General features: G+C 54.6%; 23 protein-coding genes and 1 tRNA gene. 9 read left to right on the top strand and 15 right to left on the bottom strand.

Translation table 11 applies throughout. The features are described 5' to 3' along the window. Positions 1–59 precede the first annotated feature (59 nt). From MT962_RS11665 to MT962_RS11655, 3 genes are read right to left on the bottom strand one after another with little or no spacing between them, the layout of a single operon-like run. Positions 60–377, bottom strand: coding sequence for a PTS sugar transporter subunit IIB (locus MT962_RS11665; RefSeq protein WP_024559249.1), 318 nt, complete (start codon positions 375–377; stop codon positions 60–62). A gap of 9 nt (positions 378–386) precedes the next feature. After that, on the bottom strand, positions 387–1,814 hold the full coding sequence (locus MT962_RS11660; RefSeq protein WP_247365647.1) for a glycoside hydrolase family 1 protein: 1,428 nt from the start codon (positions 1,812–1,814) through the stop codon (positions 387–389). Positions 1,815–1,821: 7 nt separating this feature from the next. Then, a complete protein-coding gene (locus MT962_RS11655; protein ID WP_024559251.1) occupies positions 1,822–3,159 on the bottom strand; it encodes a PTS transporter subunit EIIC in 1,338 nt (445 codons plus the stop codon). A 325-nt stretch (positions 3,160–3,484) separates the two neighbouring features. Here MT962_RS11655 and MT962_RS11650 point away from each other — a divergent pair, with 325 nt between their 5' ends. Further along, a complete protein-coding gene (locus MT962_RS11650; RefSeq protein WP_247365646.1) occupies positions 3,485–4,513 on the top strand; it encodes a LacI family DNA-binding transcriptional regulator in 1,029 nt (342 codons plus the stop codon). On the opposite strand, the gene lysA is transcribed toward MT962_RS11650, so the two are convergent. Beyond that, a complete protein-coding gene (gene lysA, locus MT962_RS11645; RefSeq protein WP_247365645.1) occupies positions 4,505–5,767 on the bottom strand; it encodes a diaminopimelate decarboxylase in 1,263 nt (420 codons plus the stop codon). The two genes, MT962_RS11650 and lysA, sit on opposite strands and share 9 nt — an antisense overlap. A 134-nt stretch (positions 5,768–5,901) precedes the next feature. Between lysA and MT962_RS11640 the strand changes: the two genes are divergently transcribed. Further along, positions 5,902–6,825, top strand: a complete 924-nt coding sequence (locus MT962_RS11640) for a LysR family transcriptional regulator (protein ID WP_024560348.1) — start codon at positions 5,902–5,904, stop codon at positions 6,823–6,825. On the opposite strand, the gene MT962_RS11635 is transcribed toward MT962_RS11640, so the two are convergent. Then, complete coding sequence (locus MT962_RS11635) at positions 6,826–7,524, bottom strand: aspartate/glutamate racemase (protein ID WP_247365644.1); 699 nt, start codon at positions 7,522–7,524, stop codon at positions 6,826–6,828. Positions 7,525–7,674: 150 nt separating this feature from the next. Here MT962_RS11635 and MT962_RS11630 point away from each other — a divergent pair, with 150 nt between their 5' ends. Beyond that, positions 7,675–7,998 (top strand): cupin domain-containing protein, encoded by a 324-nt coding sequence (locus MT962_RS11630; RefSeq protein WP_024555505.1) that lies wholly within the window; start codon positions 7,675–7,677, stop codon positions 7,996–7,998. A 46-nt stretch (positions 7,999–8,044) separates the two neighbouring features. Here the strand turns inward: MT962_RS11630 and wzz(fepE) are convergent, their stop codons facing one another. Next, entirely contained in the window at positions 8,045–9,163 is a 1,119-nt protein-coding gene (gene wzz(fepE), locus MT962_RS11625; protein ID WP_247365642.1) for an LPS O-antigen length regulator Wzz(fepE), read from the bottom strand. Between the two features lie 599 nt (positions 9,164–9,762). Here wzz(fepE) and MT962_RS11620 point away from each other — a divergent pair. The 4 genes from MT962_RS11620 to MT962_RS11605 are packed head-to-tail and all read left to right on the top strand — an operon-like array spanning position 9,763 to position 14,003. Beyond that, positions 9,763–10,653 (top strand): sugar ABC transporter permease, encoded by an 891-nt coding sequence (locus MT962_RS11620; RefSeq protein ID WP_024555507.1) that lies wholly within the window; start codon positions 9,763–9,765, stop codon positions 10,651–10,653. Continuing rightward, positions 10,646–11,560 (top strand): carbohydrate ABC transporter permease, encoded by a 915-nt coding sequence (locus MT962_RS11615; RefSeq protein ID WP_024555508.1) that lies wholly within the window; start codon positions 10,646–10,648, stop codon positions 11,558–11,560. Before MT962_RS11620 ends, MT962_RS11615 begins: the two co-directional genes overlap by 8 nt. A 12-nt stretch (positions 11,561–11,572) precedes the next feature. After that, positions 11,573–12,700 carry an ABC transporter ATP-binding protein gene (locus MT962_RS11610; RefSeq protein WP_247365640.1) on the top strand — a complete coding sequence of 376 codons (1,128 nt, stop codon included), beginning with the start codon at positions 11,573–11,575 and terminating at the stop codon, positions 12,698–12,700. A 13-nt stretch (positions 12,701–12,713) separates the two neighbouring features. Beyond that, positions 12,714–14,003, top strand: a complete 1,290-nt coding sequence (locus MT962_RS11605) for an ABC transporter substrate-binding protein (RefSeq protein WP_024555510.1) — start codon at positions 12,714–12,716, stop codon at positions 14,001–14,003. Between the two features lie 376 nt (positions 14,004–14,379). On the opposite strand, the gene kduD is transcribed toward MT962_RS11605, so the two are convergent. Further along, entirely contained in the window at positions 14,380–15,141 is a 762-nt protein-coding gene (gene kduD, locus MT962_RS11600) for a 2-dehydro-3-deoxy-D-gluconate 5-dehydrogenase KduD (protein ID WP_024560351.1), read from the bottom strand. Positions 15,142–15,715: 574 nt separating this feature from the next. Here kduD and MT962_RS11595 point away from each other — a divergent pair. Further along, the gene (locus MT962_RS11595) at positions 15,716–16,891 is read left to right on the top strand and encodes an oligogalacturonate lyase family protein (protein WP_024560352.1); all 1,176 of its coding nucleotides are present in this window, start codon (positions 15,716–15,718) and stop codon (positions 16,889–16,891) included. 197 nt (positions 16,892–17,088) lie between these two features. Here the strand turns inward: MT962_RS11595 and MT962_RS11590 are convergent, their stop codons facing one another. From MT962_RS11590 to MT962_RS11580, 3 genes are all read right to left on the bottom strand, one after another. Continuing rightward, the gene (locus tag MT962_RS11590; protein ID WP_024555513.1) at positions 17,089–17,769 is read right to left on the bottom strand and encodes an oligogalacturonate-specific porin KdgM family protein; all 681 of its coding nucleotides are present in this window, start codon (positions 17,767–17,769) and stop codon (positions 17,089–17,091) included. Positions 17,770–18,199: 430 nt separating this feature from the next. Next, on the bottom strand, positions 18,200–19,381 hold the full coding sequence (locus tag MT962_RS11585; protein ID WP_247365638.1) for an acetyl-CoA C-acetyltransferase: 1,182 nt from the start codon (positions 19,379–19,381) through the stop codon (positions 18,200–18,202). A 150-nt stretch (positions 19,382–19,531) separates the two neighbouring features. Continuing rightward, entirely contained in the window at positions 19,532–20,731 is a 1,200-nt protein-coding gene (locus tag MT962_RS11580; RefSeq protein WP_024555515.1) for an MFS transporter, read from the bottom strand. 110 nt (positions 20,732–20,841) lie between these two features. Here MT962_RS11580 and MT962_RS11575 point away from each other — a divergent pair, with 110 nt between their 5' ends. Further along, positions 20,842–21,798 (top strand): AraC family transcriptional regulator, encoded by a 957-nt coding sequence (locus MT962_RS11575; RefSeq protein WP_024560354.1) that lies wholly within the window; start codon positions 20,842–20,844, stop codon positions 21,796–21,798. Positions 21,799–21,926: 128 nt separating this feature from the next. Here the strand turns inward: MT962_RS11575 and tssD are convergent, their stop codons facing one another. The 5 genes from tssD to actS form a co-directional block, all read right to left on the bottom strand. After that, positions 21,927–22,412 carry a type VI secretion system tube protein TssD gene (tssD, locus tag MT962_RS11570; protein WP_024560355.1) on the bottom strand — a complete coding sequence of 162 codons (486 nt, stop codon included), beginning with the start codon at positions 22,410–22,412 and terminating at the stop codon, positions 21,927–21,929. Positions 22,413–22,430: 18 nt separating this feature from the next. Further along, positions 22,431–22,760 (bottom strand): DUF1493 family protein, encoded by a 330-nt coding sequence (locus tag MT962_RS11565; RefSeq protein ID WP_024560356.1) that lies wholly within the window; start codon positions 22,758–22,760, stop codon positions 22,431–22,433. Beyond that, positions 22,754–23,212 (bottom strand): STM2901 family protein, encoded by a 459-nt coding sequence (locus MT962_RS11560; RefSeq protein WP_048887922.1) that lies wholly within the window; start codon positions 23,210–23,212, stop codon positions 22,754–22,756. The genes MT962_RS11565 and MT962_RS11560 overlap by 7 nt, the downstream gene beginning before the upstream one ends. A 767-nt stretch (positions 23,213–23,979) precedes the next feature. Next, positions 23,980–24,053 (bottom strand) — tRNA-Gly (locus MT962_RS11555). Positions 24,054–24,151: 98 nt separating this feature from the next. Continuing rightward, positions 24,152–24,907, bottom strand: coding sequence for an amidase activator ActS (gene actS / locus MT962_RS11550; RefSeq protein ID WP_247365636.1), 756 nt, complete (start codon positions 24,905–24,907; stop codon positions 24,152–24,154). Positions 24,908–25,022 lie beyond the last annotated feature (115 nt).

Below are 25,022 nucleotides of genomic sequence, written 5' to 3'. Positions count from 1 at the left end.
CCTGTGTACTGAATTGAGCCTGAGAAGCTTCCCCGCCTTAAATGCGGAAAAAACGCGCACTAGATTACCAGACTCAGCGCCTGATCGAGAACTTTCGCGCCGTTTAAGGTGCCATAGGCTACCGTATCGATAACGTCGATAGGGATGTGGTGCTCGTCGGTCAGCTTTTTATTTTCGGCAAGCTTGAAGCGCACCTGCGGGCCGAGCAGCACCGCCTGGATTTCGGCGGCGTGGCTTTGCAGTTCATCGCGCAGGTTTTGCTCCGGGATAGCGTAGATGCGGTACTCCAGCCCCCGCTCCGCCGCCGCCTTTTCCATTTTGGTCACCACCAGCGAGGTGGACATGCCTGCGGAACAGCACAGTACGATACGTTTCATGGTCGCTCCTTATTTCCTGTCATCATCAATGTTCAGGGTCAGCGTGCGGGTTTCTCGAAGCGCCCGGTACCAGCCCGCCGATTTCTTAGCCCGTCTCGCCCGGTTGTTTTGCAGATCTATTTCAATCAGCCCATAGCGGTTTTTGAACGCGTTCATCGGCGAGACGTTGTCGGTGAAGGCCCAGAGCATGTAGCCCTGGCAGTTCGCCCCGGCTTCGCGGGCAAGCAGCGTCTGGTAGAGGTGCTCGCTGATAAAACCAATGCGGTAGTCATCCTGAATGACCCCTTCGGCGTTGCGAAACTGCCCTTCGTTCTCAATGCCCATGCCGCTTTCAGCGATAAACCACGGGATGTTGCGGTAGTCGTTTTTGATGCGCATCGCCATGTCATAAATAATGCGCGGGTAAATTTCCCAGCCGCGGGATTTATTCATCCGTCGTCCCGGCAGCTCGAAAGGCTCATAGTAATAAGCCGGATGGAACGGCGTTTGCGGGTTCCAGGCGCGCGACGGCGCTTTCACCCGGTGCGGGTAATAAAGGTTGATGCCAAGCTCATCGACGGTGTTGTCGCGAATGAGCGCCAGCTCGTCGGCGCTGTAGTCCCACTGCACGCCATGTTGCTCCAGCAGCGCCACCAGCGCCTGCGGATAGCGGCCGTGGACCATCGGGTCGAGAAATACGCGGTTATAAAAGAGATCGTACATTTCCGCCGCTTTCACATCGTGCGGCGCGCTGGAACGCGGATAGGTCACTTCCGGGTTCAGGATAGCCCCCACGCTGCCGGTATAGCCCTTCTCGCGAAACAGCTTCACCACTTTCGCCGTGGCGAGGTTTTTATGGTGATTCCACTGCATCCAGGTGGAGGTGTTCTGCTCATACGGCCAGCGCAGCGCGTCCAGATATACCCGCGTTTGCACCACAATCGGTTCGTTGAAAGTAAACCAGCGCGACACTTTGTGGTGATAACGCTCAAACACCTTTTCGGCGTACAGCGCAAACAGCTCAACCACCTTCTTCGACGCCCAGCCGCCGTAGTTTTCAAACAGATAAGCTGGCAGCTCATAGTGCTCAAGACAGATCATCGGCTCAATGCCGGCCGCCAGCATCTCGTCGATAAAGTTGTCGTAATAGCGGGCGTACTCTTCGTCCACCACGCCCTTTTCGTAATCGGTAAAAAAGCGCGACCAGTTAATGGAGGTGCGGTAATGCGTCAGCCCCGCCTGCTTCATTAGCGCCACCTCTTCCCGGTAGCGGTTGTAGAGGTCGGTCGCCAGCGCCGGGCCGTAGCCCTCGTGCCAGACGTGGCGGTCATTCTTGTACCAGATATCCATATACGAATCCTGGCCCTCTTTCTTGCCGCTCCAGCCTTCGGTCTGCCAGGCGGACGAAGCCGCGCCCAGAATGAAATCCTGCGGAATGGTAATGCTTTTTTGACTCATGATGTCCTCACGCGTTTTTCGCCATTTCCGGGTTGGCGGCCTGCAACTGCGCCTGCTCGGCGCGACGAGAAGCCACTTTCACAAACGGCAGGTAAATCAGAATTGAAACCAGAATGCAGACCAGTTGGGTCACTACCGCGCCCATCGACCCCGCCGTGGAGAGCCAGGCGTTGATAAGCGGCGGCGTGGTCCAGGGCACCATAACCACCGCTTTACCGGCAAAGCCCGTTACGGTGGCGAAATAGCCAATCGTGCCGGTGACCAGCGGCGTGATAATGAAAGGAATGGCGAGGATGGGGTTGAGCATGATCGGCATACCAAAAATGACCGGCTCGTTGATGTTAAAGATGCCCGGGCCGAACGAGAGTTTGGCTATCTCTTTCATCTCTTTACGTTTGGTGGCGATCATCACCGCAATCAGCAGGCCGATGGTCAGCCCGGAGCCGCCGATGCTCATATACACATCCCAGAACGGCATGGTGATGATGTTCGGCACCTCTTTGCCCTGCTCGAAAGCGCTCATGTTGACGGTTATCGCGCCAAGCAGCAGCGGTTCGCGAATGGGCTTAATCATCTGATTGCCGTGAATGCCGATCACCCAGAAAAGCTGCGCGACAAACATCAACAGCAGGATCCCGGGCAGGCTTTGCACCACGCGCTCCAGCGGCTGCTGCACCACCTGATAAACCGCATCGTAAAGGTACATGCCGGTCAGCTGATGGAAGACAAAGCCGAACGTCGCGATAACGGTCGTGGTGATAATGGCCGGGATCAATGCGGAAAACGAGGCGGAAACATTAGGCGGCACGGTGTCCGGCATTTTGATGCGCAACCCCGGGCGGCTCTCCAGCCAGCAGTAAATTTCCACCGAAAGGATGGCGATAAACATGCCGAGGAACAGGCTGCGGGTATCGGAGAACTGGCGCGCCAGCACATCTTTCACCACGTGCATCTGGCCGTCGATCATCATCTCAAGCGTGGTCGGCGTGACGCAGATGAAACAGATAACCGCCAGCAGGCCGGGAAATAGCGTTTTGATGCCATTGATGCGGCCAAGCTCGATACCAATCAAAAAGACCGCGCCGATATTTAAAAAGTTAAGCGTGGCGTAGTTAATCGCGCTGGTGATGGGCTTCAGCGCAGCGAGAAACGACAGCGCCTGGAAGCTGGCCAGACCGTTTTTCGGGTCCAGCACCATGTTGGAGATAAGCACGGAAAACGCGCCGACGATGATGACCGGCATCAGGGTAATGAACGAGGCTTTGATCGCCATAATGTAGCGGTAGCTGTTGAATTTCGTGGCGAAACTGCCCAGCGAATCGATCAGCTTTTCCTGTAGTGCCATAGGGTATGACCTCAGTTGGGGGCTGTTGTTATGATGGACGGAGACCGCGTACTTCCGTTTTTTGGTATGCCAAAACATAGAACCCGCTGCGGTAATTATCTGTGACTGATCTCGCACTCCGGGAGATTGGTATTCCGCAATCACGTTTCACTGCCAATTTGGCATACCACATTCCCTTTTTATTAGCAGGGCATTTACCTGCCGTTAAAATTGCCTTCTGAAAGCGTGATCGCGCCGGAGCTATTGGCGTAAGCACGCCCCGCCGCGCTCAACAAGCGGCGCGCTGTGATAAACTGCACAGCAATAAGTGACAGGAGAGTAATGAATGGCGACGATGCTGGATGTTTCACTGCGTGCGGGCGTTTCAAAGGCTACCGTCTCGCGCGTGCTGAACGGCACCGGGCAGGTGAAAGAGAGCACCCGTAAGCAGGTGTTCCGGGCGATGGAAGAGCTGGGCTATCGGCCCAATTTTCTCGCCCGATCGCTGGCTCACCGCACCAGCAACAGCATTGGTCTGGTGCTCTCCACCTTCGACGGCTTTTACTTTGGCCGCCTGTTGCAACAGGCGTCGCGCCAGACGGAAACCCACGGCAAACAGCTGATTGTCACCGACGGGCACGACGCGCCCGCCCGCGAGCTGGAAGCGGTGCAGATGCTGGCCGACCGCCAGTGCGACGCCATCGTGCTCTACACCCGCCACATGAGCGAAAAAGAGATAATGTCGCTCATCCATTCTATCGGCGTGCCGCTGGTGGTGATTAACCGCGACGTCAGCCAGGCGCGCGAGCGCTGCGTTTTCTTCGAACAGCAGGACGCCGCCTTTCAGGCGGTGGATTATCTGATTGCCCAGGGACACCGGGAGATTGGCTGCATTACAGTGCCGATTAACACGCCAACCGGCAAAGCGCGGCTGGAGGGCTACCGCAAAGCGCTTGAACAACATGGGATTGCCTGGGACGAGCGGCGGGTGAAAAACGGCGACTCAAAAATGCAAAGCGGCTATGAGCGCTGTCAGGAACTGCTGGAAAGCGGCGTGAAATTTACCGCGCTGTTCGCCGGAAACGACGACATGGCGCTTGGCGCGTCGAAAGCGCTGCACCAGGCGGGGCTGCGCATACCGGAAGATATCTCGCTGTTTGGTTTTGACGACGCCCCCAGCGCCGCATGGCTGGAGCCGGGGCTTTCCACCGTCTACTTGCCCATCGACAACATGATTACTACCGCCATCGACCAGGCTATCCGCCTTGCTAACGACGAGCCGCTGGAACCCATTCCGCCGTTTACCGGCACACTGGTGCTGCGCGACTCCGTAACAAAAGGGCCGCACTATGACGGCCCGCAAGATTCAGAGTAACTCCAGCGCCAGCAACTCTTCGATGGTCTGACGACGGCGAATTAAACGCGATTCGCCGTTATCAAACAGCACTTCCGGCAACAGCGGACGGCTGTTGTAGTTAGAAGACATCGATGCGCCATACGCGCCGGTATCGTGCAGCACCAGATAGTCGCCAGGCTTCACTTCCGGCAATGCGCGGGTTTCCACCTTGCCGCCTTCCTGCTGGGTAAACACGTCTCCTGACTCGCACAGCGGCCCGGCTACTACCGTGTCGATGAGCGGGTTTTTGCTAAGATCCCGCCCGTCCGCCGCCAGCGCGGAAATGTGATGATAGCTGCCGTACATGGCAGGCCGCATCAGATCGTTAAAGCCCGCGTCGATCAACACAAAATGGCGCGATCCCATCTGCTTGACGCTGCGCACCTGCGAGATCAGCACCCCGGACTCCGCCACCAGAAAACGGCCAGGTTCGATTTCAAGCTTTACCGGGTGGCCAAGATGATCGGCGATTTTCTCGCGCGCACCGTTCCAGAGACCGAAATAGTGCGCAGTATCGATAGCTTCTTCACCGTAACGATACGGGATGGAAAGCCCGCCGCCTGCGGAGATGGCTTCCAGATCCTGGCCGAACTCCACCACCTGGCGCACCATCGCGCCGCACACCTGCTCCAGATGACCGTAGTCCACGCCGGAGCCGATATGCATGTGAATACCTACTAACTTCAGTTGATAGCGTTGCATCACGGCCAGCGCCTGCGGCAGATCGCTGTACCAGATGCCGTGCTTGCTGTTTTCGCCGCCGGTATTGGTTTTCTGGCTGTGACCGTGGCCGAAGCCCGGGTTGACGCGCAGCCAGACGCGATGGCCTGGCGAGACGGCGCCGAGCTGTTCAAGCATATCCACCGAACCGGCATTTACCGGCACGCGCAGTTCGCTTACGCGCGCAAGCGTCGCGTCGTCTATCACGTCGGCGGTAAAGACTACATCGTCCGGGTTGCTCTGCGGATCGTATCCCGCCGCCAGCGCGCGCTCGATTTCACCGAGCGAGACGGAATCCACTTTCACGCCCTGCTCGCGCATCAGGCGCAGGATATGAATATTAGAACAGGCTTTCTGAGCGAAACGCACCACGTCGAACTGCTGCAGCTGCGCGATGCGATCGCGAATAATCTGCGCGTCATAAACCCAGACCGGGCAGCCAAACTGCGCGGGAAGGGTAATGAGGTTGGCCGCATTCAGGGCGGTATCAGTATTGTTTAACGGACGTGGCATAGCAGGCTCCTTATTCGCTTTGCCTCATTACGCCACAGGCGGGAGTGAAGAAAAAATATCGTTTTCTCGTGAGTCTATGCAAAAATGATATGGAATTGCAGATTGCCTTCCCCGCCCGGTAAAAGGAGCCAGCCATGCCCGGCGTTACGCTGCGTCATATCGAAATTTTTCATGCGGTGATGACCGCCGGTAATGTGACCGAGGCGGCTAACCTGCTGCATACCTCGCAACCCACCGTCAGCCGGGAACTGGCGCGCTTTGAAAAGCTGATTGGCCTGCAGCTGTTTACCCGCAGCCGCGGGCGGTTACACCCCACCGTGCAAGGGCTGCGGCTGTTTGAAGAGGTGCAGCGTTCCTGGTATGGGCTGGACCGGATTGTCAGCGCCGCCGAAAGCCTGCGCGAGTTTCGCCAGGGCGAGCTGTCCATCGCCTGCCTGCCGGTTTTCTCGCAATCTTTTTTACCGCTGCTGCTGGAGCCGTTCCTTGCCCGTTATCCGCAGGTAAGCCTGAATATCGTGCCGCAGGAGTCGCCGCTGCTGGAAGAATGGCTCTCCGCCCAGCGTCATGATCTGGGGCTAACGGAAAACATCACCACCCCCGCCGGCACTGAACGCCTGACGCTGCTGACCTTAAACGAAGTGTGCGTGCTCCCGGCAGGCCACCGGCTCGCGAAAAACGCGGCGCTGACGCCGCAGGATTTCGAAGGGGAAAATTACATTAGCCTTTCGCGCACCGACAGTTACCGTCAGCTGCTGGATTCGCTGTTTCAGGAGCATGAGGTCAAGCGGCGTATGGTGCTGGAGACGCACAGCGCCGCGTCGGTCTGCGCGATGGTGCGCGCAGGCGTAGGCATCTCTGTGGTAAACCCGCTTACCGCGCTGGATTACGCCGCAAGCGGCGTGGTAGTGCGGCGTTTCAGCGTGGCGGTGCCTTTTACCGTGAGCCTTATCCGCCCCCTGCACCGCCCCGCCTCGGCGCTGGTGGAAGCCTTCAGCGCTCATCTTCAACAGCAGATGAGCCGCTTCACCGCGCCGCTTGAAGCGCTGCTGGCGGGCTGATTATGCTTCGCCCAACATAAAATTCACCGCCTCAGCGGCGTGAATGGCGGCGGTATCAAACACCGGCACCGGGCAATCGTCCTGACTTAGCAACAGGCCAATTTCCGTGCAGCCGAAAATCACGCCCTGCGCCCCTTGCGCCACCAGCTTTGCTATCTCCTGCTGATAAAACGCTTTTGACGCTGGGGTGAACTGGCCGCAGCAAAGCTCGTCGAAAATGATCTGGTTGATGCGTGCTCTTGCCGCTTCGTCAGGCGTTAACGAGCGGATGCCATAATCGCTCTCGAGCCGACCGCTGTAGAAATCCTGCTCCATGGTATAGCGCGTGCCAAGCAGCGCCACGGTTTGCAGACCTGCTTCATGAATAGCTCGCCCGGTGGCGCCAGCGATATGCAAAAACGGCAATTCGCAGCGGGATTCAATATGGTGCGCCACCTTGTGCATGGTGTTTGTGCACAGCACTATGCCCTCAGCGCCCGCTTTTTGCAGACCCAGCGCGGCCTGCGCCAGCATCTCCCCCGCCCGGTCCCATTCGCCGCTCGACTGGCAGGCTTCTATTTCGTGAAAATCGACGCTATGCAGCACGATTTTCGCTGAATGCAGCCCGCCCAGCCGCGCTTTTACCCCTTCGTTAATCAACCGATAGTAAGGTACGGTGGATTCCCAACTCATGCCGCCCAGTAAGCCAATGGTTTTCATATCGCCTCCGTGAATACACTTTAAAGGATTTATACCAGACAGCGGCGCTAAATGTGATCGGCTTTCCACTTCGCGCCGCTCCCGTTTCTTTTATCAACAGGCTGAGATAGATTATTTGAAACATTGTTTTATTTATTAAGAGGCGGCTACATGTTTATCTTCCATAAAGAGACCCGGCTTGACGATCTTGGCAATGGCGTGTCGCGCCGTATTCTTGCCCACGACGGCAAAATGATGGCGGTAGAGGTGCATTTTGAGGCGGGCGCCGTTGGCCCGATGCACAACCATCCCCATGAGCAGCTCACCTATGTGCTCTCCGGCGAGTTCGAATTCACCATCGGTGAAGAGACGCACCGTGTCAGCGCGGGGGATACGCTCTATAAAAAACCGTATGTCATGCACGGCTGCGTCTGCCTGAAACCCGGGACGCTGCTCGATACGTTCACGCCAGTACGCGAAGATTTCCTGAAATAAACAAATAAAAAAGCCGCCCACAGGCGGCTTTAAGAAGCGCTATAGCTTACGGCAAAATAGCGGGTTCACGCATAACACGTTGCGCCATGGCGTGACGAAGAAGCACTATGCCGCAGGCAACTATCAGACCTGCGAGTGTCGCCATCACCAGTACGATTAATTTACCAGGACCGTCGTTTTTCATCGGCAGGGAAGCGGACATCTGGAAGTTAACCGGCGTAAAATCCGTCTCTTCCACATTGAGCTTTTTCAGCTCCGCCAGGCGATATTCGCGATTCTGAATCGCCGCGTTCAGCTCTGAGACATCTTTAATGGAGCGTTCAATCTCAAGCTTTTGCGCCAGCCCGTCTGCGCCCAGCGCGATGGAATAATCCGGGTCATCTTTTACCGCCTGGCCATTGCTGTAAACGGGTTTTTTAATGCCCGCCGCGTTAGCCACTTCCAGCGAGTAGTGCAGGCGCTGAATGGCGATATTATGCTGATTGACGAGATTATTACGCTCAAGCGCCAGGCGGCTCTCTTCCACACGGCTTTTTAAATCTACGGCTGAGCGCAGGTTTGCAATCACCTCTTTCTGTACCGCAAGCGAAACGTAATTAATGTAATCAGACAGCACTCGCTGTGCATCCTGCGCTTTCGGCGCGGTGAAGCTAAGCGTCCAGGAGTTGTAAGGCGAGGCTATTTTAGGGTTATCGTTAGACTGCATTTTGAACCTCTGCGCCACATTTGCGATGGCGCGCTGCAGGCTTGCCGTATCCCCCTGCGCTTTGCTTAACTGCACCTGAACCCATGGCGAAGAGCGCAGAAAAGCTTCCTGCACGCTTCGGGAATCAAACTTTTTCAGAAACAGGCTTTCGAGATATTTGGCATCAATTTGTGTATCAACATCCAGCACCTGCAACTGAATAAACATACGTTGCAATTCGATAAGCTGTGGCGTTTCAGCCGTAGAGATTACCGCCTCGCTGGTCCATTTCTGCGGCATGAGCAAAGCCAGCGTCGCGCCGAGTACAGCAAACACAGCGGTAACGAAAATCACCGTTTTAGCTGAATGGAAAAGCACTTGCAGTATAGAAAGTAAATCTATTTCTTCATGCCGGGTGCGTTGAAAAGAAAGGCCGCCAGGTTGAGCCGGTGAATCATTTTTGATTTCAATAGAAGACATAATGAGCGAATAAGTAGTTGCGTATGAATAGTCAAGTAAAAATTATTAATAATGAAACTATATTGCCTGTAATGATTGCGCTTATATCAAGCTTCATCGTTATGCGCACAATGTATAGCCAGGAGGGACATCCCTTTGACAAGCCTAATTAAATCAGGTAACAAGAACGAAACTATTCCCTGTTTCGATCACTGGAAAATCAGCTGATTCATTATTATTGCGAATACAAACAGCTTGAATCAATCATAAATCCGATAACCTACCAAATATAGTACTCGCATTTTTTTTGCAAAATCCCGCCTGCTTCAAGTTTTCGAAACGCCGTTTCGACTCCGATCACATTTCCGCCATTTATCGAATGACGACAAAATAAATAGCAATAAAATAAATTAAAACACCGTTTTACAAAAAAGAAATGTCGGTTCATAAATGCGGGATGATGGATTTGTGGTGGTACGCCACACCGCAGCATCTTGCTTAACAAAGCAATAAATACAAATAGATAGCAAACCTATGCGTCCCCTGATTCCCACAGGCGCTTTTGCTGTCGCGGTGATACGCATCTGATTTCTAACCCCTCGATTGCCAGGTAGGTATGTATGAATGAAAACAAGCTGCTGGGGCTGGCCTGGATATCGCCCTACATAATAGGGCTGATAGTCTTTACGGCCTTTCCCTTTGTTTCTTCTTTCTTACTCAGCTTTACCGAGTACGATTTGATGAACCCGCCGGTATTTAACGGTATTGAAAATTACCGCTATATGCTGACGGAAGATGATCTGTTCTGGAAATCAATGGGCGTCACGTTTGCCTATGTATTTCTGACTATCCCGCTGAAGCTCGCCTTCGCGCTGGGCATCGCGTTTGTGCTCAATTTTAAACTGCGCGGCATCGGTTTTTTCCGCACCGCGTATTACATTCCCTCGATTCTCGGCAGCTCCGTCGCCATCGCCGTGCTGTGGCGTGCGCTGTTCGCCATCGACGGCTTGCTGAACAGTTTTATCGGCGTGTTTGGCGTAGACCCGGTGAACTGGCTGGGCGAACCTTCGCTTGCGCTGATGTCAGTCACGCTGCTGCGCGTCTGGCAGTTTGGCTCCGCGATGGTGATTTTCCTTGCGGCGCTGCAAAACGTTCCGCAGTCGCAGTATGAAGCGGCGATGATCGATGGCGCGTCGAAATGGCAGATGTTTATGAAAGTGACCGTGCCGCTGATTACACCGGTCATTTTCTTCAACTTCATCATGCAAACCACCCAGGCGTTCCAGGAGTTTACCGGTCCCTACGTCATTACCGGTGGCGGCCCGACCTACTACACCTATCTCTTCTCGCTCTATATCTACGACACGGCGTTCAAGTACTTCGACATGGGTTACGGCGCGGCGCTGGCGTGGGTGCTGTTTCTGGTGGTGGCGCTGTTCGCCTCCATAGCCTTCAAGTCTTCAAAATACTGGGTCTTCTACTCCGCCGATAAGGGAGGCAAAAATGGCTGATATTCAACAGGAACAACTCTCGCCGCGGCCTGCCATAAGCAACGCCGACCGCGAAGTGGCGCGCACCCTGCGACGCGAAAAAGTGAGCCGCGCCATCCGCTACGTGATTTTGCTGTTTGTCGGCCTGCTGATGCTCTACCCGCTGGCCTGGATGTTTTCAGCGTCGTTTAAGCCGAACCATGAGATTTTCACAACGCTCGGTCTGTGGCCGACCCATGCCACCTGGGATGGCTTTATTAACGGCTGGAAAACCGGCACCGAGTACAACTTCGGCCACTACATGCTGAACACATTTAAGTATGTGATCCCAAAAGTGGTGCTGACCGTTATCTCCTCCACCGTTGTGGCGTACGGCTTCGCGCGCTTTGAGATCCCGTGGAAGAAGTTCTGGTTCGCCACGCTTATCGCCACCATGCTGCTGCCGAGCACCGTGCTGCTGATTCCGCAGTATCTGATGTTCCGCGAAATGGGCATGCTCAACAGCTATCTGCCGCTCTGGCTGCCGATGGCTTTCGCCACCCAGGGTTTCTTTGTTTTCATGCTGATCCAGTTTTTGCGCGGCGTACCGCGCGACATGGAGGAGGCGGCGCAAATCGACGGCTGCAACTCGTTCCAGGTGCTGTGGTATGTGGTTGTGCCGATCCTCAAACCCGCCATGATTTCGGTCGCGCTGTTCCAGTTTATGTGGTCGATGAACGACTTTATCGGGCCGCTGATCTACGTCTACAGCGTGGATAAATACCCCATCGCGCTGGCGCTCAAAATGTCCATCGACGTCACCGAAGGGGCGCCGTGGAACGAAATTCTGGCAATGGCGAGCATCTCCATTCTGCCGTCCATCATCGTCTTCTTCCTGGCCCAGCGTTACTTCGTGCAGGGCGTGGCCAGCAGCGGAATTAAAGGTTAACGAGGGAATATCATGGCTGAGGTCATTTTCAATAAGTTAGAAAAAGTCTATTCCAACGGTTTTAAAGCGGTTCATGGTATCGACCTGAAGATCGCGGACGGCGAGTTTATGGTGATTGTCGGCCCGTCGGGCTGCGCTAAATCCACTACGCTTCGCATGCTGGCGGGCCTTGAAACCATCAGCGGCGGCGAAGTAAAAATCGGCGAGAAGGTGGTAAACAACCTGGCGCCGAAAGAGCGCGGCATCGCGATGGTGTTCCAGAACTACGCGCTTTATCCGCACATGACGGTGCGCGAAAACCTCGCCTTCGGCCTGAAGCTCAGCAAGCTGCCGAAAGAGCAGATCGCCCGCCAGGTTGACGAAGCGGCGAAAATCCTTGAGCTTGACGAACTGCTCGACCGCCTGCCGCGTCAGCTCTCCGGCGGCCAGGCGCAGCGCGTGGCGGTAGGCCGCGCCATCGTGAAAAAACCGGACGTCTTCCTGTTTGACGAGCCGCTCTCCAACCTCGACGCCAAGCTGCGCGCCTCGATGCGCATCCGTATTTCCGATTTGCACAAGCAGCTTAAGCAGAGCGGCAAGCCTGCCACCACGGTTTATGTTACCCACGACCAGACCGAAGCGATGACCATGGGCGACCGCATCTGCGTGATGAAGCTTGGCCACATCATGCAGGTCGATACGCCGGACAACCTCTATCACTTTCCGAAAAACATGTTCGTGGCGGGTTTTATCGGCGCGCCGGAGATGAACATCAAGCCTGGCAAGGTGGTGGAAAAAGCAGGACGCCTGTTTGTAACGGTAGGCAACGATACGCTGGCGCTCACTGAGCGTCAGCAGGAGAAGCTCGCAGGTTACGTCGGCCAGGATGTCTTCTTCGGCGTGCGTCCGGAATATGTTTGCGTCAGCGACGCGCCTTACGCCGAAGCGTGCGGCGCCGGGGAGCTGGTGCGCGTAGAGAATATGGGGCATGAGTTCTTCGTCTACCTGAAGGTGGCGGACTTCGAACTCACCTGCCGCATTCCTTCCGATGAAGCTAAGCCCATGATTGCTAAGGGTCTTAATCGTAAGGTGTACTTTAAGTTCGACATGAATAAATGTCATATTTTTGACGCTAAAACAGAACAGAACATCTCTCTTTGACAGGAGTCCAATAATGAAAAAATTACTACTGGGCGCAGCAATTTCCTCTACCCTCACCCTCTGCGCTTTCCCTTCTCTGGCGGCGGAAAACGTCGACCTGCGTATGTCCTGGTGGGGCGGCAACGGCCGTCACCAGGTGACGCTGAAAGCGCTGGAGGAGTTTCACAAGCAGCACCCGGACATCAGCGTGAAGCCAGAATATACCGGCTGGGACGGGCACCTCTCGCGCCTCACCACTCAGATTGCGGGCGGCACCGAGCCGGACGTAATGCAGACTAACTGGAACTGGTTGCCCATTTTCTCGAAAAACGGCGACGGCTTTTACGATCTCAACCAGGTTAAAGAGATTATCGACCTAAGCCAGTTCGACGCGAAAGAGCTGCAGTCCACCACCGTTAACGGCAAGCTCAACGGCATTCCGATTTCCGTTACCGCCCGCGTGTTCTATTACAACAATGAAACCTGGAAAAAAGCGGGCGTGGAATACCCGAAAACCTGGGATGCGCTGATGGCGGCGGGGAAAGCCTTTGAAAGCAAGCTCGGCAAGCAGTATTACCCGGTCGTGCTGGAGCATCAGGACGTGCTCGCGCTGCTCAACTCTTACATGGTGCAGAAATACAACCTGGCGGCCGTTGACGAGAAAACCAAAAAATTCGCCTACAGCAAGGAGCAGTGGGTTGAGTTTTTCGGCATGTACAAAAAGCTAATCGACAGCCACGTGATGCCGGATACCAAGTACTACGCCTCGTTTGGCAAGAGCAACATGTATGAGATGAAGCCGTGGATCCAGGGCGAGTGGGCTGGCACTTATATGTGGAACTCCACCATCACGAAATACTCCGACAACCTGAAGCCGCCGGCGAAGCTGGAGCTCGGCGCCTACCCGATGCTGCCGGAAGCCAAAGACGCAGGCCTGTTCTTTAAACCGGCGCAGATGCTGTCGATTGGCAAATCGACTAAACACCCGAAAGAAGCCGCGCAGTTGATTAACTTCCTGCTGAACAGCAAGGAAGGGGTGGCGGCGCTTGGCCTTGAACGCGGCGTGCCGCTGAGCAAAGCGGCGGTAGAACAGCTGACTAAAGAGGGCGTTATCAAAGATGAAGATCCGTCTGTCGCGGGCCTGAAGCTGGCGCAGTCGCTGCCGACGACGCTTGCGGTTTCGCCTTACTTTGATGACCCACAGATCGTTTCGCAGTTCGGCACCGCGCTGCAGTATATCGACTACGGCCAGAAATCGGTGGAAGAGACCGCCGCCGAGTTCCAGCGCCAGGCGGAGCGTATCTTGCGCCGCGCCGCGCGTTAAGCGTGTTGGTAGCGTATCCCTGCCCTGCCGTTTACGGCGGGGTATTTTTTTGCCTTTCCGGGAGAGGCGTGAGGCGAGCGCTTCGCACTGTTCACGCTTACGCAGCGCTCGCAGCGGCGCTGTGTTGGCATAGTAGCTCATGCGACAAGTTGACGCGCCCTCACCCTGACAGGAGAAAAGCGAGCAGGCTTTTGGCCGCCCGCGCCCCCTTTCTCTTTGTGGAGAAAGGGCCAGAGTGAAGGGCGAAACACGCTCGCCCGGGTTTACCTTCCCCCTCAATGCCGGCTGAAAGCCGCAGCGCCGCCCGCCGTTTCTTTCATAGACTGGCAATAAAAAAGCCTCCGTACAGGGAGGCTTTTTTACACATCGCTCGCGCTTAGCGCGCCAGCCAGCCGCCATCTACCGCCACGGTGTAGCCGTTGATGTAGTCGGAAGCGCTGGAGGCAAGGAACACCACCGGCCCCATCAGATCGCTCGGCAGACCCCAGCGGCCCGCCGGGATACGGTCGAGAATCTCGGCGCTGCGCTGTTCATCAGCACGCAACTGCTGGGTATTGTTCGTCGCCATATAACCCGGCGCGATGGCGTTAACGTTGATGTTGTGCTTCGCCCATTCGTTCGCCATCAGGCGAGTAATGCCCATGACGCCGCTTTTCGAGGCGGTGTAAGAAGGCACGCGGATGCCGCCCTGGAAAGAGAGCATGGAGGCGATATTAATGATTTTGCCGCCGTTACCCTGGGCAATAAACTGCTTCGCCACGGTCTGGGACATAAAGAAGACGCTCTTGATGTTCAGGTTCATCACATCATCCCAGTCCTGCTCGCTGAAGTTAATCGCGTCGTCACGACGGATCAGCCCCGCATTATTTACCAGCACGTCAACGTGGCCGAACTCCGCTACCGCGCGTTCAATAAGCTCAGGGATAACATCAATTTTACGCAGGTCGGCGGTCAGGCTCAGAAAACGACGGCCCAGCGCGGTAACGCGCTCGATGGTTTCCGTCGGTTCAACGATATTGATGCCGACAATATCGCAACCCGCTTCAGCAAGCCCGATAGCCATGCCCTGACCCAGACCGGTGTCGCAACCGGATACTACAGCGACTTTACCTTGAAGAGAAAATGCATCCAGAATCATGTGTGTTTCCTTGTTAATCGAGCCTGTCACGAACAGGCGTGACTGTAATTACGCTGTCCGCAGTTCGCATCGCTCCCCTGAAACCCAGCGGAAAACAGCGATAACGTGGACGAACCGTTGCTTGCATTATCAACAAAACATCGTTTCGTTTTCATCAATGACATCATATTAAACTTACCGAAACACGTTTTCAATTATACTTAAAACAATGTTTCAATTTTCTTCGAGATTCCTGTCTAATTTGATGTTCCGATCACGCTTATCCTATTTTTCTCTTTCGGCCTGTTAACGATGAATTTCTTAAAATATTGATAATAATAGTTATTATTACCTGACCCATCGTTTACCTTAAGAGAGAGCAGCCATACTATGGCTGCGCTAAAACGAAAAAAGTGTGAAAGCGCATAAGCAAAACCATAAAAATAAACGCAAGCTGCTACAGGAGAATTTGTGCTGGATAAGCAAAGCCATAAAACGAAAGTGCGCCCACAGTCACACATAATGAAACAATGTTTTGATAAATTAACACTCTATTTTTGAAAACATTCACGGACCGACAAACGAGGAGCGCACTATGGCGAAAGGCATGCGGGTTAAACTGAACTATGAGGTCAGCCGTGACCCGGATACAGGGGCGGAAGTGACGCGCTTAACGCCTCCGGAAGTGACCTGCCACCGTAACTATTTCTACCAGAAATGCTTTTTTAACGACGGCAGCCATTTGCTGTTCGCAGGCGAATTCGACGGGCACTGGAATTACTACTTACTGAACCTGGCGAAAGCCGAGGCGGTACAGCTAACCGAAGGCGCTGGCGATAACACCTTCGGCGGCTTCCTGTCTCCTGACGACGCTTTTCTCTATTACGTGAAAAATGACCGCACGCTGCTTGAAGTGAATCTGCAAACCCTGGCGGAGCGTGAAGTGTACCGCGTGCCGCAAGAGTGGGTGGGCTATGGCACCTGGGTTGCCAACAGCGACTGCACCAAACTGGTCGGCATCGAAATTGCGAAAAGCGACTATGTGCCGCTGAGCGACTGGAAGATTTTTCACGATTTCTTCCATAAAGGCCCGCATTGTCGACTGCTGCGCGTGGATCTGCAAACCGGTGAAAGCCAGACCATTCACGAAGAGAAGCTCTGGCTCGGCCACCCGATTTACCGTCCATTTGATGACAATACCGTCGCGTTCTGCCATGAAGGTCCGCACGATCTTGTGGATGCGCGCATGTGGCTGGTCAATGAAGACGGCAGCAACGTTCGCAAGGTAAAAGAGCATGCGGATGGCGAAAGCTGCACCCATGAATTTTGGGTGCCGAACGGTTCCGCGCTGGTTTACGTCTCTTACCTGAAGGGCAAGCAGGGCCGCACGGTTTATCGCTATGATCCAAAAAGCCAGCGTAATGAAGAGATTATGCCGATACCGGCCTGCTCCCATCTGATGAGTAACGTTGAGGGCACGCTGCTGGTGGGCGACGGTTCCGGCACGCCGGTAGATGTGAAGGACACGGGCGGCTACACCATCGACAACGATCCTTACCTCTATGTATTCGACGTGGCGCGCAAGCGTTATTTCCGCGTAGCGCGCCACGATACCTCATGGGCGACGTTTGCCAATAGCCGCCAGGTCACGCATCCGCATCCCTCTTTTACCCCCGACGACAGCGCCGTGCTCTTCAGCTCGGATAAAGATGGCAAGCCTGCAATCTACATTGCGAAATTGCCCGAACAACGTGAAATGCTGCAAGCCTGAATTAATTGAGTGGTTCCGTAACTGGCCTTGCCCTCCCCTTGCGGGAGGGCCTTTTTATTTCCGCCGGGATAAATAAAAAAACCGTCCCGCAGGACGGCCCATTATTTTGCAGATAAGTACAACATGGTTTATATAAAAGCACATCAATTATCCCCTGCCTTTTACAGCAGGGGAGACTCAGCGAGGGTAAGTTTTTATCAGAAGCTGTAAGCGACGCCGACACGTAAACGTGTCTGGCGCTCATCGGTGCTTTTTACACCCACGTTGCCGACTTCAAAATAAGGCGCCCAGTTTTTATCAATTTTATAAGCCACTTTAGCGTTATATTCGTTGGAATAGTTTTTATTGTTATTACGTGCAAAGCCCTGATCGCTTTTCGCGTAGACATAGTTTAATTCAGTACGCCATTCGCCCAGCGCAAAACCCACCCAGGCGTCGCCGCGGTTTACGCGGTCATCCTCTTCTGCGCCATCCGGCACACGGGTATATTCGTAGCGATAGCGCGCCGCGAGGTAAACGCCATTATCGAAACTGTATTGCACATGCAGGTTCGGTTTATAAATGGTTTTGCTGTCGCCGCTTTCCAGCGTAAAGCCCGGCGTAATGGCAATATTATCCGTCGCTTTCCAGCGCCAGCTAATATTATCTTCATGGCCGCTGCCTACCACTTCGTTAAAAGGACGAGACTGGTCGTCACCGCCGGAGCGCCATTTGGCTTCCACGCCAAAACCAAAACCATTTTCAAAACGGTGTGACACGGCTACGCGGTCAGCGTTAGAACCGCTGTCGATATATTCATGACGGAGATCCACGGTGACGGCCTGCGCCGTAAAAGTTGCGCCACAAAGCACCGCCAGTCCCAGAGCTTTCTTAAACATAGAGCACCCTTAATAAAATAACGTTTCGTTTTTATGGAACTGCATTTTATTTTTAAGGTGCGATTATTTTAGTGATCTCGATCGTAATTGGTTGTTTCAAAAATAACGAAAAAACAGGGCGTGACTTCGCGCATTAAAACGTCAGAAAAATAGCCATTAATAAAGCGCCAGATCACAAAATAAGGGCGTTCTGAATAACGTTCTTGTAATTTAATTTTGGAAACGTCGTTTGTTTCAAAAAGGATGAAATAAAATCTATATAAATAATAAAGGGCGTGACAAATGGCAGAAAAATAATTCAGAAAGCATGGAGCGCCGGAAAATAAATCATCCTGCCAGGTCAGACATGAATGGCGTATTGCCTGAAGTTATGCCTTCGGGGAAATAAAAACGCCTTCTCAAGGAAGGCGCTTGAAGGGCCGTCAAATTATTAATTGCGATCGATTGCCAGCGCCACGCCCTGCCCGCCGCCAATGCACAGCGTGGCAAGCCCCTTACGCGCCTGCCGCTTGACCATCTCATGCACCAGCGACACCAGTATACGGCAGCCGGAAGCGCCAATCGGGTGGCCCAGCGCGATAGCGCCGCCGTTAACGTTCACTTTATGCTGATCCCATTCCAGGACTTTGCCCACCGAGAGCGCCTGCGCTGCAAAGGCTTCGTTCGCCTCGATAAGATCAAGCTCGCCAAGCTGCCAGCCCGCCCGCTCAAGGCAGCGGCGCGTGGCATAAACCGGGGCGATGCCCATGAAAGCCGGATCCACCCCAACGCTTGCGAAAGCGCGAATGCGCGCCATCACCGGCAGGTTCAGCTCTTCCGCTTTACTGGCGCTCATCATCATGACCGCCGCCGCGCCGTCATTAATAGAGGAAGCGTTGCCGGCCGTTACGCTGCCGGTTTTATCGAACGCTGGCGCAAGCCTTGCAAGCCCTTCTGCGCTGGCGTCGGTACGGGGCTGTTCATCCGTATCCACGACCACAGCGGCGCCGCGCGGCTGCTCAACCGTAACCGGGACAATCTCATCGCGAAAGCGGCCGCTGTCGATGGCCGCCCGCGCTTTTTGCTGCGAAGCGAGCGCCCAGGCGTCCTGCAACTCGCGGCTGATGCCATATTCCCGCGCCAGGTTTTCGGCGGTAACGCCCATATGGTAGTCATTAAATGCATCCCACAGGCCGTCATGCACCAGGCTGTCGATAAGCTGGCTGTTGCCAAGGCGCGCGCCGGTACGGCTGTCGATAAGCACATGCGGCGCGCGGCTCATGTTCTCCTGGCCGCCCGCGATAACCACATCGGCTTCGCCGCACTGAATGGCCTGCGTTGCCAGATGCAGCGCCTTAAGCCCGGAGCCGCAGACGTCGTTAATGGTAATGGCGGAAACCGTGGTCGGCAGCCCGCCTTTGATGGCGGTTTGCCGCGCCGGGTTCTGACCGGCGCCTGCGGTTAAAACCTGCCCCAGGATAACCTCATCCACCCATTGCGGGTTGAGTCCCGTGCGGGCGAGCAGCGCCTCCACCACCAGGCTGCCCAGTTCCACGGCGGAGCGGGAGGCGAGCGCCCCCTGGAAACAGCCGATGGGCGTGCGCGCAGCCCCAACGATAACGACATCTTTCATGGTTAACACTCCCTTGACAGAACCGGCCTATAGTAGTCGATTGTTAAGAAGTGGTATCAGCGATGTATAAAAAGAGTGAATGCAGTCACGCCTTATCTTTGACGCGCTTACAGGCAGGTAAAACAAGGGGCGCATAGCGCGCCCCTTTCGTTATTCTGCGGTTGGCAGCGGTCTGACTCTCACCGCCACCAGCACTGTCGCCATGGCGGCCAGCAGCAACAGCGCGCTGCCGGTAAAGACCCCGGTCGCGCCATTCATGTCAAAGATAATCCCGCCGCCCGCAGCGCCTGCGCTTATTGCAAGCTGGATGGAAGCCACCAGCAGGCCGCCCGCGCTTTCAGCTTCATCCGGCACCGTGCTGGCAAGCCAGGTGGACCAGCCGACCGGCACCATACCGAACGCCAGCCCCCAGAGCGCCACCAGCACGCCGTCCAGCAGTGTCAAATGACCAAACAGCGTCAGCAGCAGGGCGAGCACGCCCATCAGGCCCGGCGCCAGCGCCAGAGTATGACGCAGGCTGCGGGAGATAAAATGCCCCGCAAGCGACGTGCCGATAAAGTTCACCACGCCGAAAGCTAAAAGGATGAGCGAGATGGCCTCAACGCCTGCCCCTGCGACTTTTTCAAGGAACGGACGCAGGTAGGTGAAAAAGGCGAAGTGGCCGCTGAAGATAAGGATCGTAGACAGCAGACCGGCCACCACGCCCGGGCGCTTCAGCACCTTTATCAGCGTATGCAGGCTGCTGACATTCTCTGGCTTCATGGTCGGCAATACCCACAGCTGCCAGAGCAACGCCAGCACGCCCGGCAATGCGGTTAGCGCAAAGACCGCCCGCCAGCCGATCAGGTTGCCGAGGAAGCTGCCGAGCGGCGCGGCGACGACGGTCGCCATCGACACGCTGGAGAAAATAATCGCCAGCGCTTTCGGCACCTGTGCGGCGGGAACCAGACGCATTGCGGTGGCGGTAGACATCGCCCAGAAACCGCCCAGCGCCACGCCCAGCAGCAAACGGCCAACCAGCAACAGATCAAACGAAGGCGCCCACGCCACCATCACGCTGGAAACGGCCTGTAAAAAAGAGAAAAAGATCAGGACCCAGCGGCGGTCGATATTACGCGTGGCGGCGGTGATGAGCAGGCCGCTGAAAAGCGCCACCAGCGCGGTGGCGGTAACGGCCTGGCCCGCGGTACCTTCGCTGATGCTAAGACTGTTCGCCATCGGGGTTAACAGGCTTGCCGGCAAGAACTCCGCAGTGATGAGCCCAAATACGCCAAGCCCGAGCGACCATACGGCGGGCCAGGCGGCTTTTGCAGGTGCCGACGTTGCGGCAGCGGCGGTGCAGGAATTCATTAACTTATCTCCAGCAATATATTTACACAGGCGGCAAGCATAGGCAGTTCTGCCAGGACGATCTATGACATATAATCCTCATCTATTGATAATTCGTCCGGAGTTACGTTATGACGGCTTCTACACCCGATCTCACCAGCGAACTGCTGCGCGGCATGCGTCTTTCCGGCGTTAACTACCGGCGGATTGAAGCCTGCCGCCCGTTTGGCGTGCACTTTAACTACGCGCCGGGGCGGGCGCAGTTTCACTTCGTCAGCCGCGGGCCGCTGCTGCTGCGCACCGTCAGCGGCAAGATTTATGAACTGGAGAGCGGCGATGCGCTGTTGATGCCCAACGGCGACGCCCATACGCTGCTTTCCGAGCCAGACGCGGCGGTAGTCGACGTCGCGCAGCTTGCGACTGAACCGCTGTGTAAATCGGTTTGTGAAATCAGCAAAGCGGACGACAGCGATCCTCCTCAGCCGCCTGCTGTAGTATTCAGCGCATGTATGGAATTCGAGCTCGGTGGCATGCAGCCGTTAATCTCCGCCATGCCAGAAGTGATGCTGATAAGCCGGTTGCAGAAAAGCTGGCCGGAGATCCAGCCGCTGCTGGCGGCGATGGAGCGGGAGTCGCTGACGCGCCAGGCAGGTTACGCCACCATTCTGGCGCGGCTTGCCGACGTGGTGGCGGCGCTTATCGTTCGCGCCTGGGTGGAATGCGGCTGCGACAAAGCCACCGGCTGGGTGGAGGTCCTGCGCGACCCGAAGCTGAGCCGCGCCATTTACGCCATGCACCGTAAGCCTGGCGAAAACTGGACGGTGGAGAAGCTGGCGCGCGAGGCGGGCATCTCCCGCTCAGTTTTCGCCGAACGCTTTCTCGCCGCCACCGGCAGTTCGCCGGCGCGCTATCTGGCCGAGCTGCGTATGCGTCTTGCGGTGCAGTACATCAACGAGGCGCGCCAGCCGCTGGAGTCTGTCGCTTTCGAACTCGGCTACAGTTCGCTGGCAGCCTTCAGCCGGGCGTTCAAACGCATCGTCGGGAAATCGCCTGGGGCGGTCAGGGAGCCGGTGACGCAGAACGCGTAAGCACGCGACGTATCAACGCGTACTTGGTAAAAAACGCATCTGGACTGTGGAAAATTTAAGCCAGAAATAGTCTGACAGATACTTGTATAAACAACCGTAACTGTCAGATAAGGGCGGAGCTAATGGAATTATGCTGTAGGGCGTTCGTTCCAGGCGTCATGAGCTAATAAATTGCCATCTTTGTACAGATGAGTGATCTTCTCATAATTCAGAGCCACATCTTCCATGTGACCAGTCCCCGGACAACCTCGCGTATCGTGCATTACCGGGCTAACAGAAATAACTTTGACGTTTTCCAGCGTGATCCGGTAATACTCCACCTCCTGCCCAGCGTCGTTGATATGATAGAAACGAAACTCAGCAGTTTTCAGTGTCTGACCCGTTGCGGCAGCCTTGAAGAGATAGGGGGAGGAGCTATCCAGCTCTTTGGTAAACTGGAAAGGTGAATGCTGACGCGTACCCGTCACTTTCCCTGTCATTGGGTCAGTAGGGATAGTTAGGTTATGATGTAATCCTCGTAGCTCGACACTGCCTTCACGGTCTTGTACATCAGAAGAGCCACGGATCATTGCGCCGCCGTCATCGGTCAAAAATAGATGTACTGGTACAGCCATTTATTAAGCTCCTTGCAATTAATCGTATAACCATTTCCCGGCTTTAGCTGATTTAATAAACATGTCAATCGTGAAATCAGGAACATCTACAGGATCGGGTTTCTTGAATGGATTCCATGAAAACTTAACTTCGGGATAGTAGACTTCAAGATGGAAGTTAGACATGTCAACGCCAAATTCCTTTTCAAACTCTTCAACTAATTCTTCAACATCATCCTGATCAAGCTGCACATCAAAATGAATGTTTGATTCTGCCGTGTACGTATCGTATTTCTTTTTCCTGAACATGTAACAACCACTACGAATAGTGATCATTTCGATGACGCGTTGCTCAATAGGATCTACCATAACTTATCGTTGCCTCTCGCTATGGTGTTATATTCTCGGATCGAATTGTAGGTAATCTGTGAAACATCAACCAAAAGAACAATCTCGCCAGCTAACGGAATAGTTCGACCTACCCACGTTCCGATACTTCTAACCATTCTAAGTTTTACCGTCCACGGAGTATAACCACCGATCCATGTAGGAAGTTTAATACCGAACGGAAAGAACCTTTTTCCCAATGTTTTTCTAATCCCTTTAGAAAGGCGTGAAGTCCCTTGAATTGCTGTTCCTGGTTTAGTTCGCGTCTTTTGATCGTTCATACCTGCATACAGTGCATAGACTGCAGTAATGTCTTTAATGCCGAACTGATCAGCAGTGTTGAAAATAAACACCATAAAAAAGAGTTCAGTGGCAGTAAGATTCGCTTTTCCCGCATAGAAGTATGTTCCGTTTAGTTCCTCTACTGTGTCCACTTCATAATCCCTTACAAACCCTGCGTGAAATATGACCATAACGGCTACTAAAAGCGCAGTCTGCGATCTAACTCTATGCTTTTACACAAGAGAAGCCATAAAGCCCGGTGGTGGTAAGACAACGCGCGGAACCGTCAGGCGACATCATCAGCGGCATGTAAGGCGCTAGGATTTATTAGGCTAAGCATGTTTCTAAAGAAAGCACGGCCGAACCGCTGACAGAGCCTGTCTACTCTCTGCCAGTATCATGACCACCATAAACCTGTTTTCCCCTGCGACGTCTCGTGACGGCCATAGAATGGAGATCGGGCTAAAATGCGCTTCACTGAAAATTTAATTTCGCGGGGATAATCTGATCAGGCGGGCCGTCACATTGGCTATGGCTTCCAGAGATTACCTCCTCACACGTCAGCTTTTCGCTCTTTTCATGAATGAATCACACCAGACTATCAGTCACGACAATAATGGTTAATCCATACCAATTAAACATTACATTTACACAATGTATTGTGCTGTAGGGTTAATGAAATATTACAAACCCGCAAGGAGTTACCGGGATGGGAATACCAGTTATCTATGGCTTGATGAGCAGAAAAGAAACTACTTCCCGCAATATGCGCACTTTCCGTATGCATGGAGATAAACGACATGGTATCGCCGGGTTCGCATCTGGAGGGTGCATAGAGATTTTAAAAGGATCAAATCAGCCTGAAATGCTTGTAGTGACTCAGTTTTGTAAGGGTTGAGAGAACTGGGGAAGGTTGTCATGGAGCGGGCGAAGGGAATCGAACCCTCGTATAGAGCTTGGGAAGCTCTCGTTCTACCATTGAACTACGCCCGCGTTGAGGTGCGTATGGCATTATAGCCCTTCACCTCCTGATGGCAACCCCCGCCCTTTACTAACTGGCGGAATAATAAGCAGTTGCCGGACACGCTAACTTAACAGGAGGGCGAACGCCCCTGCGGCGGTAGATAACGCTGCGGATCCAGCGCGGTGGCGCGATAGCGTATCTGGAAATGCAGCTTCACCGAATCGGTGCCGGTGCTGCCCATGGTGGCTATCTTCTGCCCCGCTTTCACCTGCTGGCCGTTGTTTACCAGCGTCGTGTCGTTGTGCGCGTAGGCGGTGATGTAATCTTCGGTGTGTTTAATCATGATGAGATTGCCGTAGCCGCGCAGTTGATTACCCACGTAAACCACCCTGCCCGCCGCCGAAGCATAAATCGGCTGGCCGCGCTGGCCTGCGATATCTATCCCTTTGTTGCCGCCGTCTGCGGTGGAATAGCCCAGCACCACTTTCCCGCTGGTCGGCCAGCGCCAGCAGCGCTGCCCTGGCGGCGGCGCATCCACTTTCGGCAATGTGGCAGGCCTGCGTGAAGCGGTTGTTGAGCGAGAAGCGGTTCGCGATGCGCCAGCGCTTGCGGAAGATTTCACGCGCAGCCGCTGTCCGACCTCTATTGTGTAAGGAGGAGAAAGCCCATTGAGACGCGCCAGTTCGCCGACGCTGCTGCCTGTCATTCTTGAGATGCGATAAAGCGTGTCGCCGCGCTTAACCGTATAAGTCGAACCGCTGTAGCTGCCTTTCGTCGCGTTCGAGACCCCCGCTTTGTTGCTGGAGCAAGCGGCAAGAAACAGGCAAAAAAGCAGACACAAGGCTTTCTTATTCAGTAGTGCGGACGACCAATCCGTGCTCAAAACAGCTCCTCGTTACAGACGATAATCAATTGACGGCGCTTATCTTAGCAGTTCCGTTTCGTTCGCCAAACCCGCACGGCCTTATAAAAAGAAAAAGCCGCGCGCTCCCTGCGGA

The organism is Franconibacter sp. IITDAS19 (assembly GCF_023079515.1).
Lineage (GTDB): Bacteria > Pseudomonadota > Gammaproteobacteria > Enterobacterales > Enterobacteriaceae > Franconibacter > Franconibacter pulveris.
Note: the sequence above shows the minus strand (reverse complement) of the source record. Positions and strands in the feature narration are given on the sequence as shown.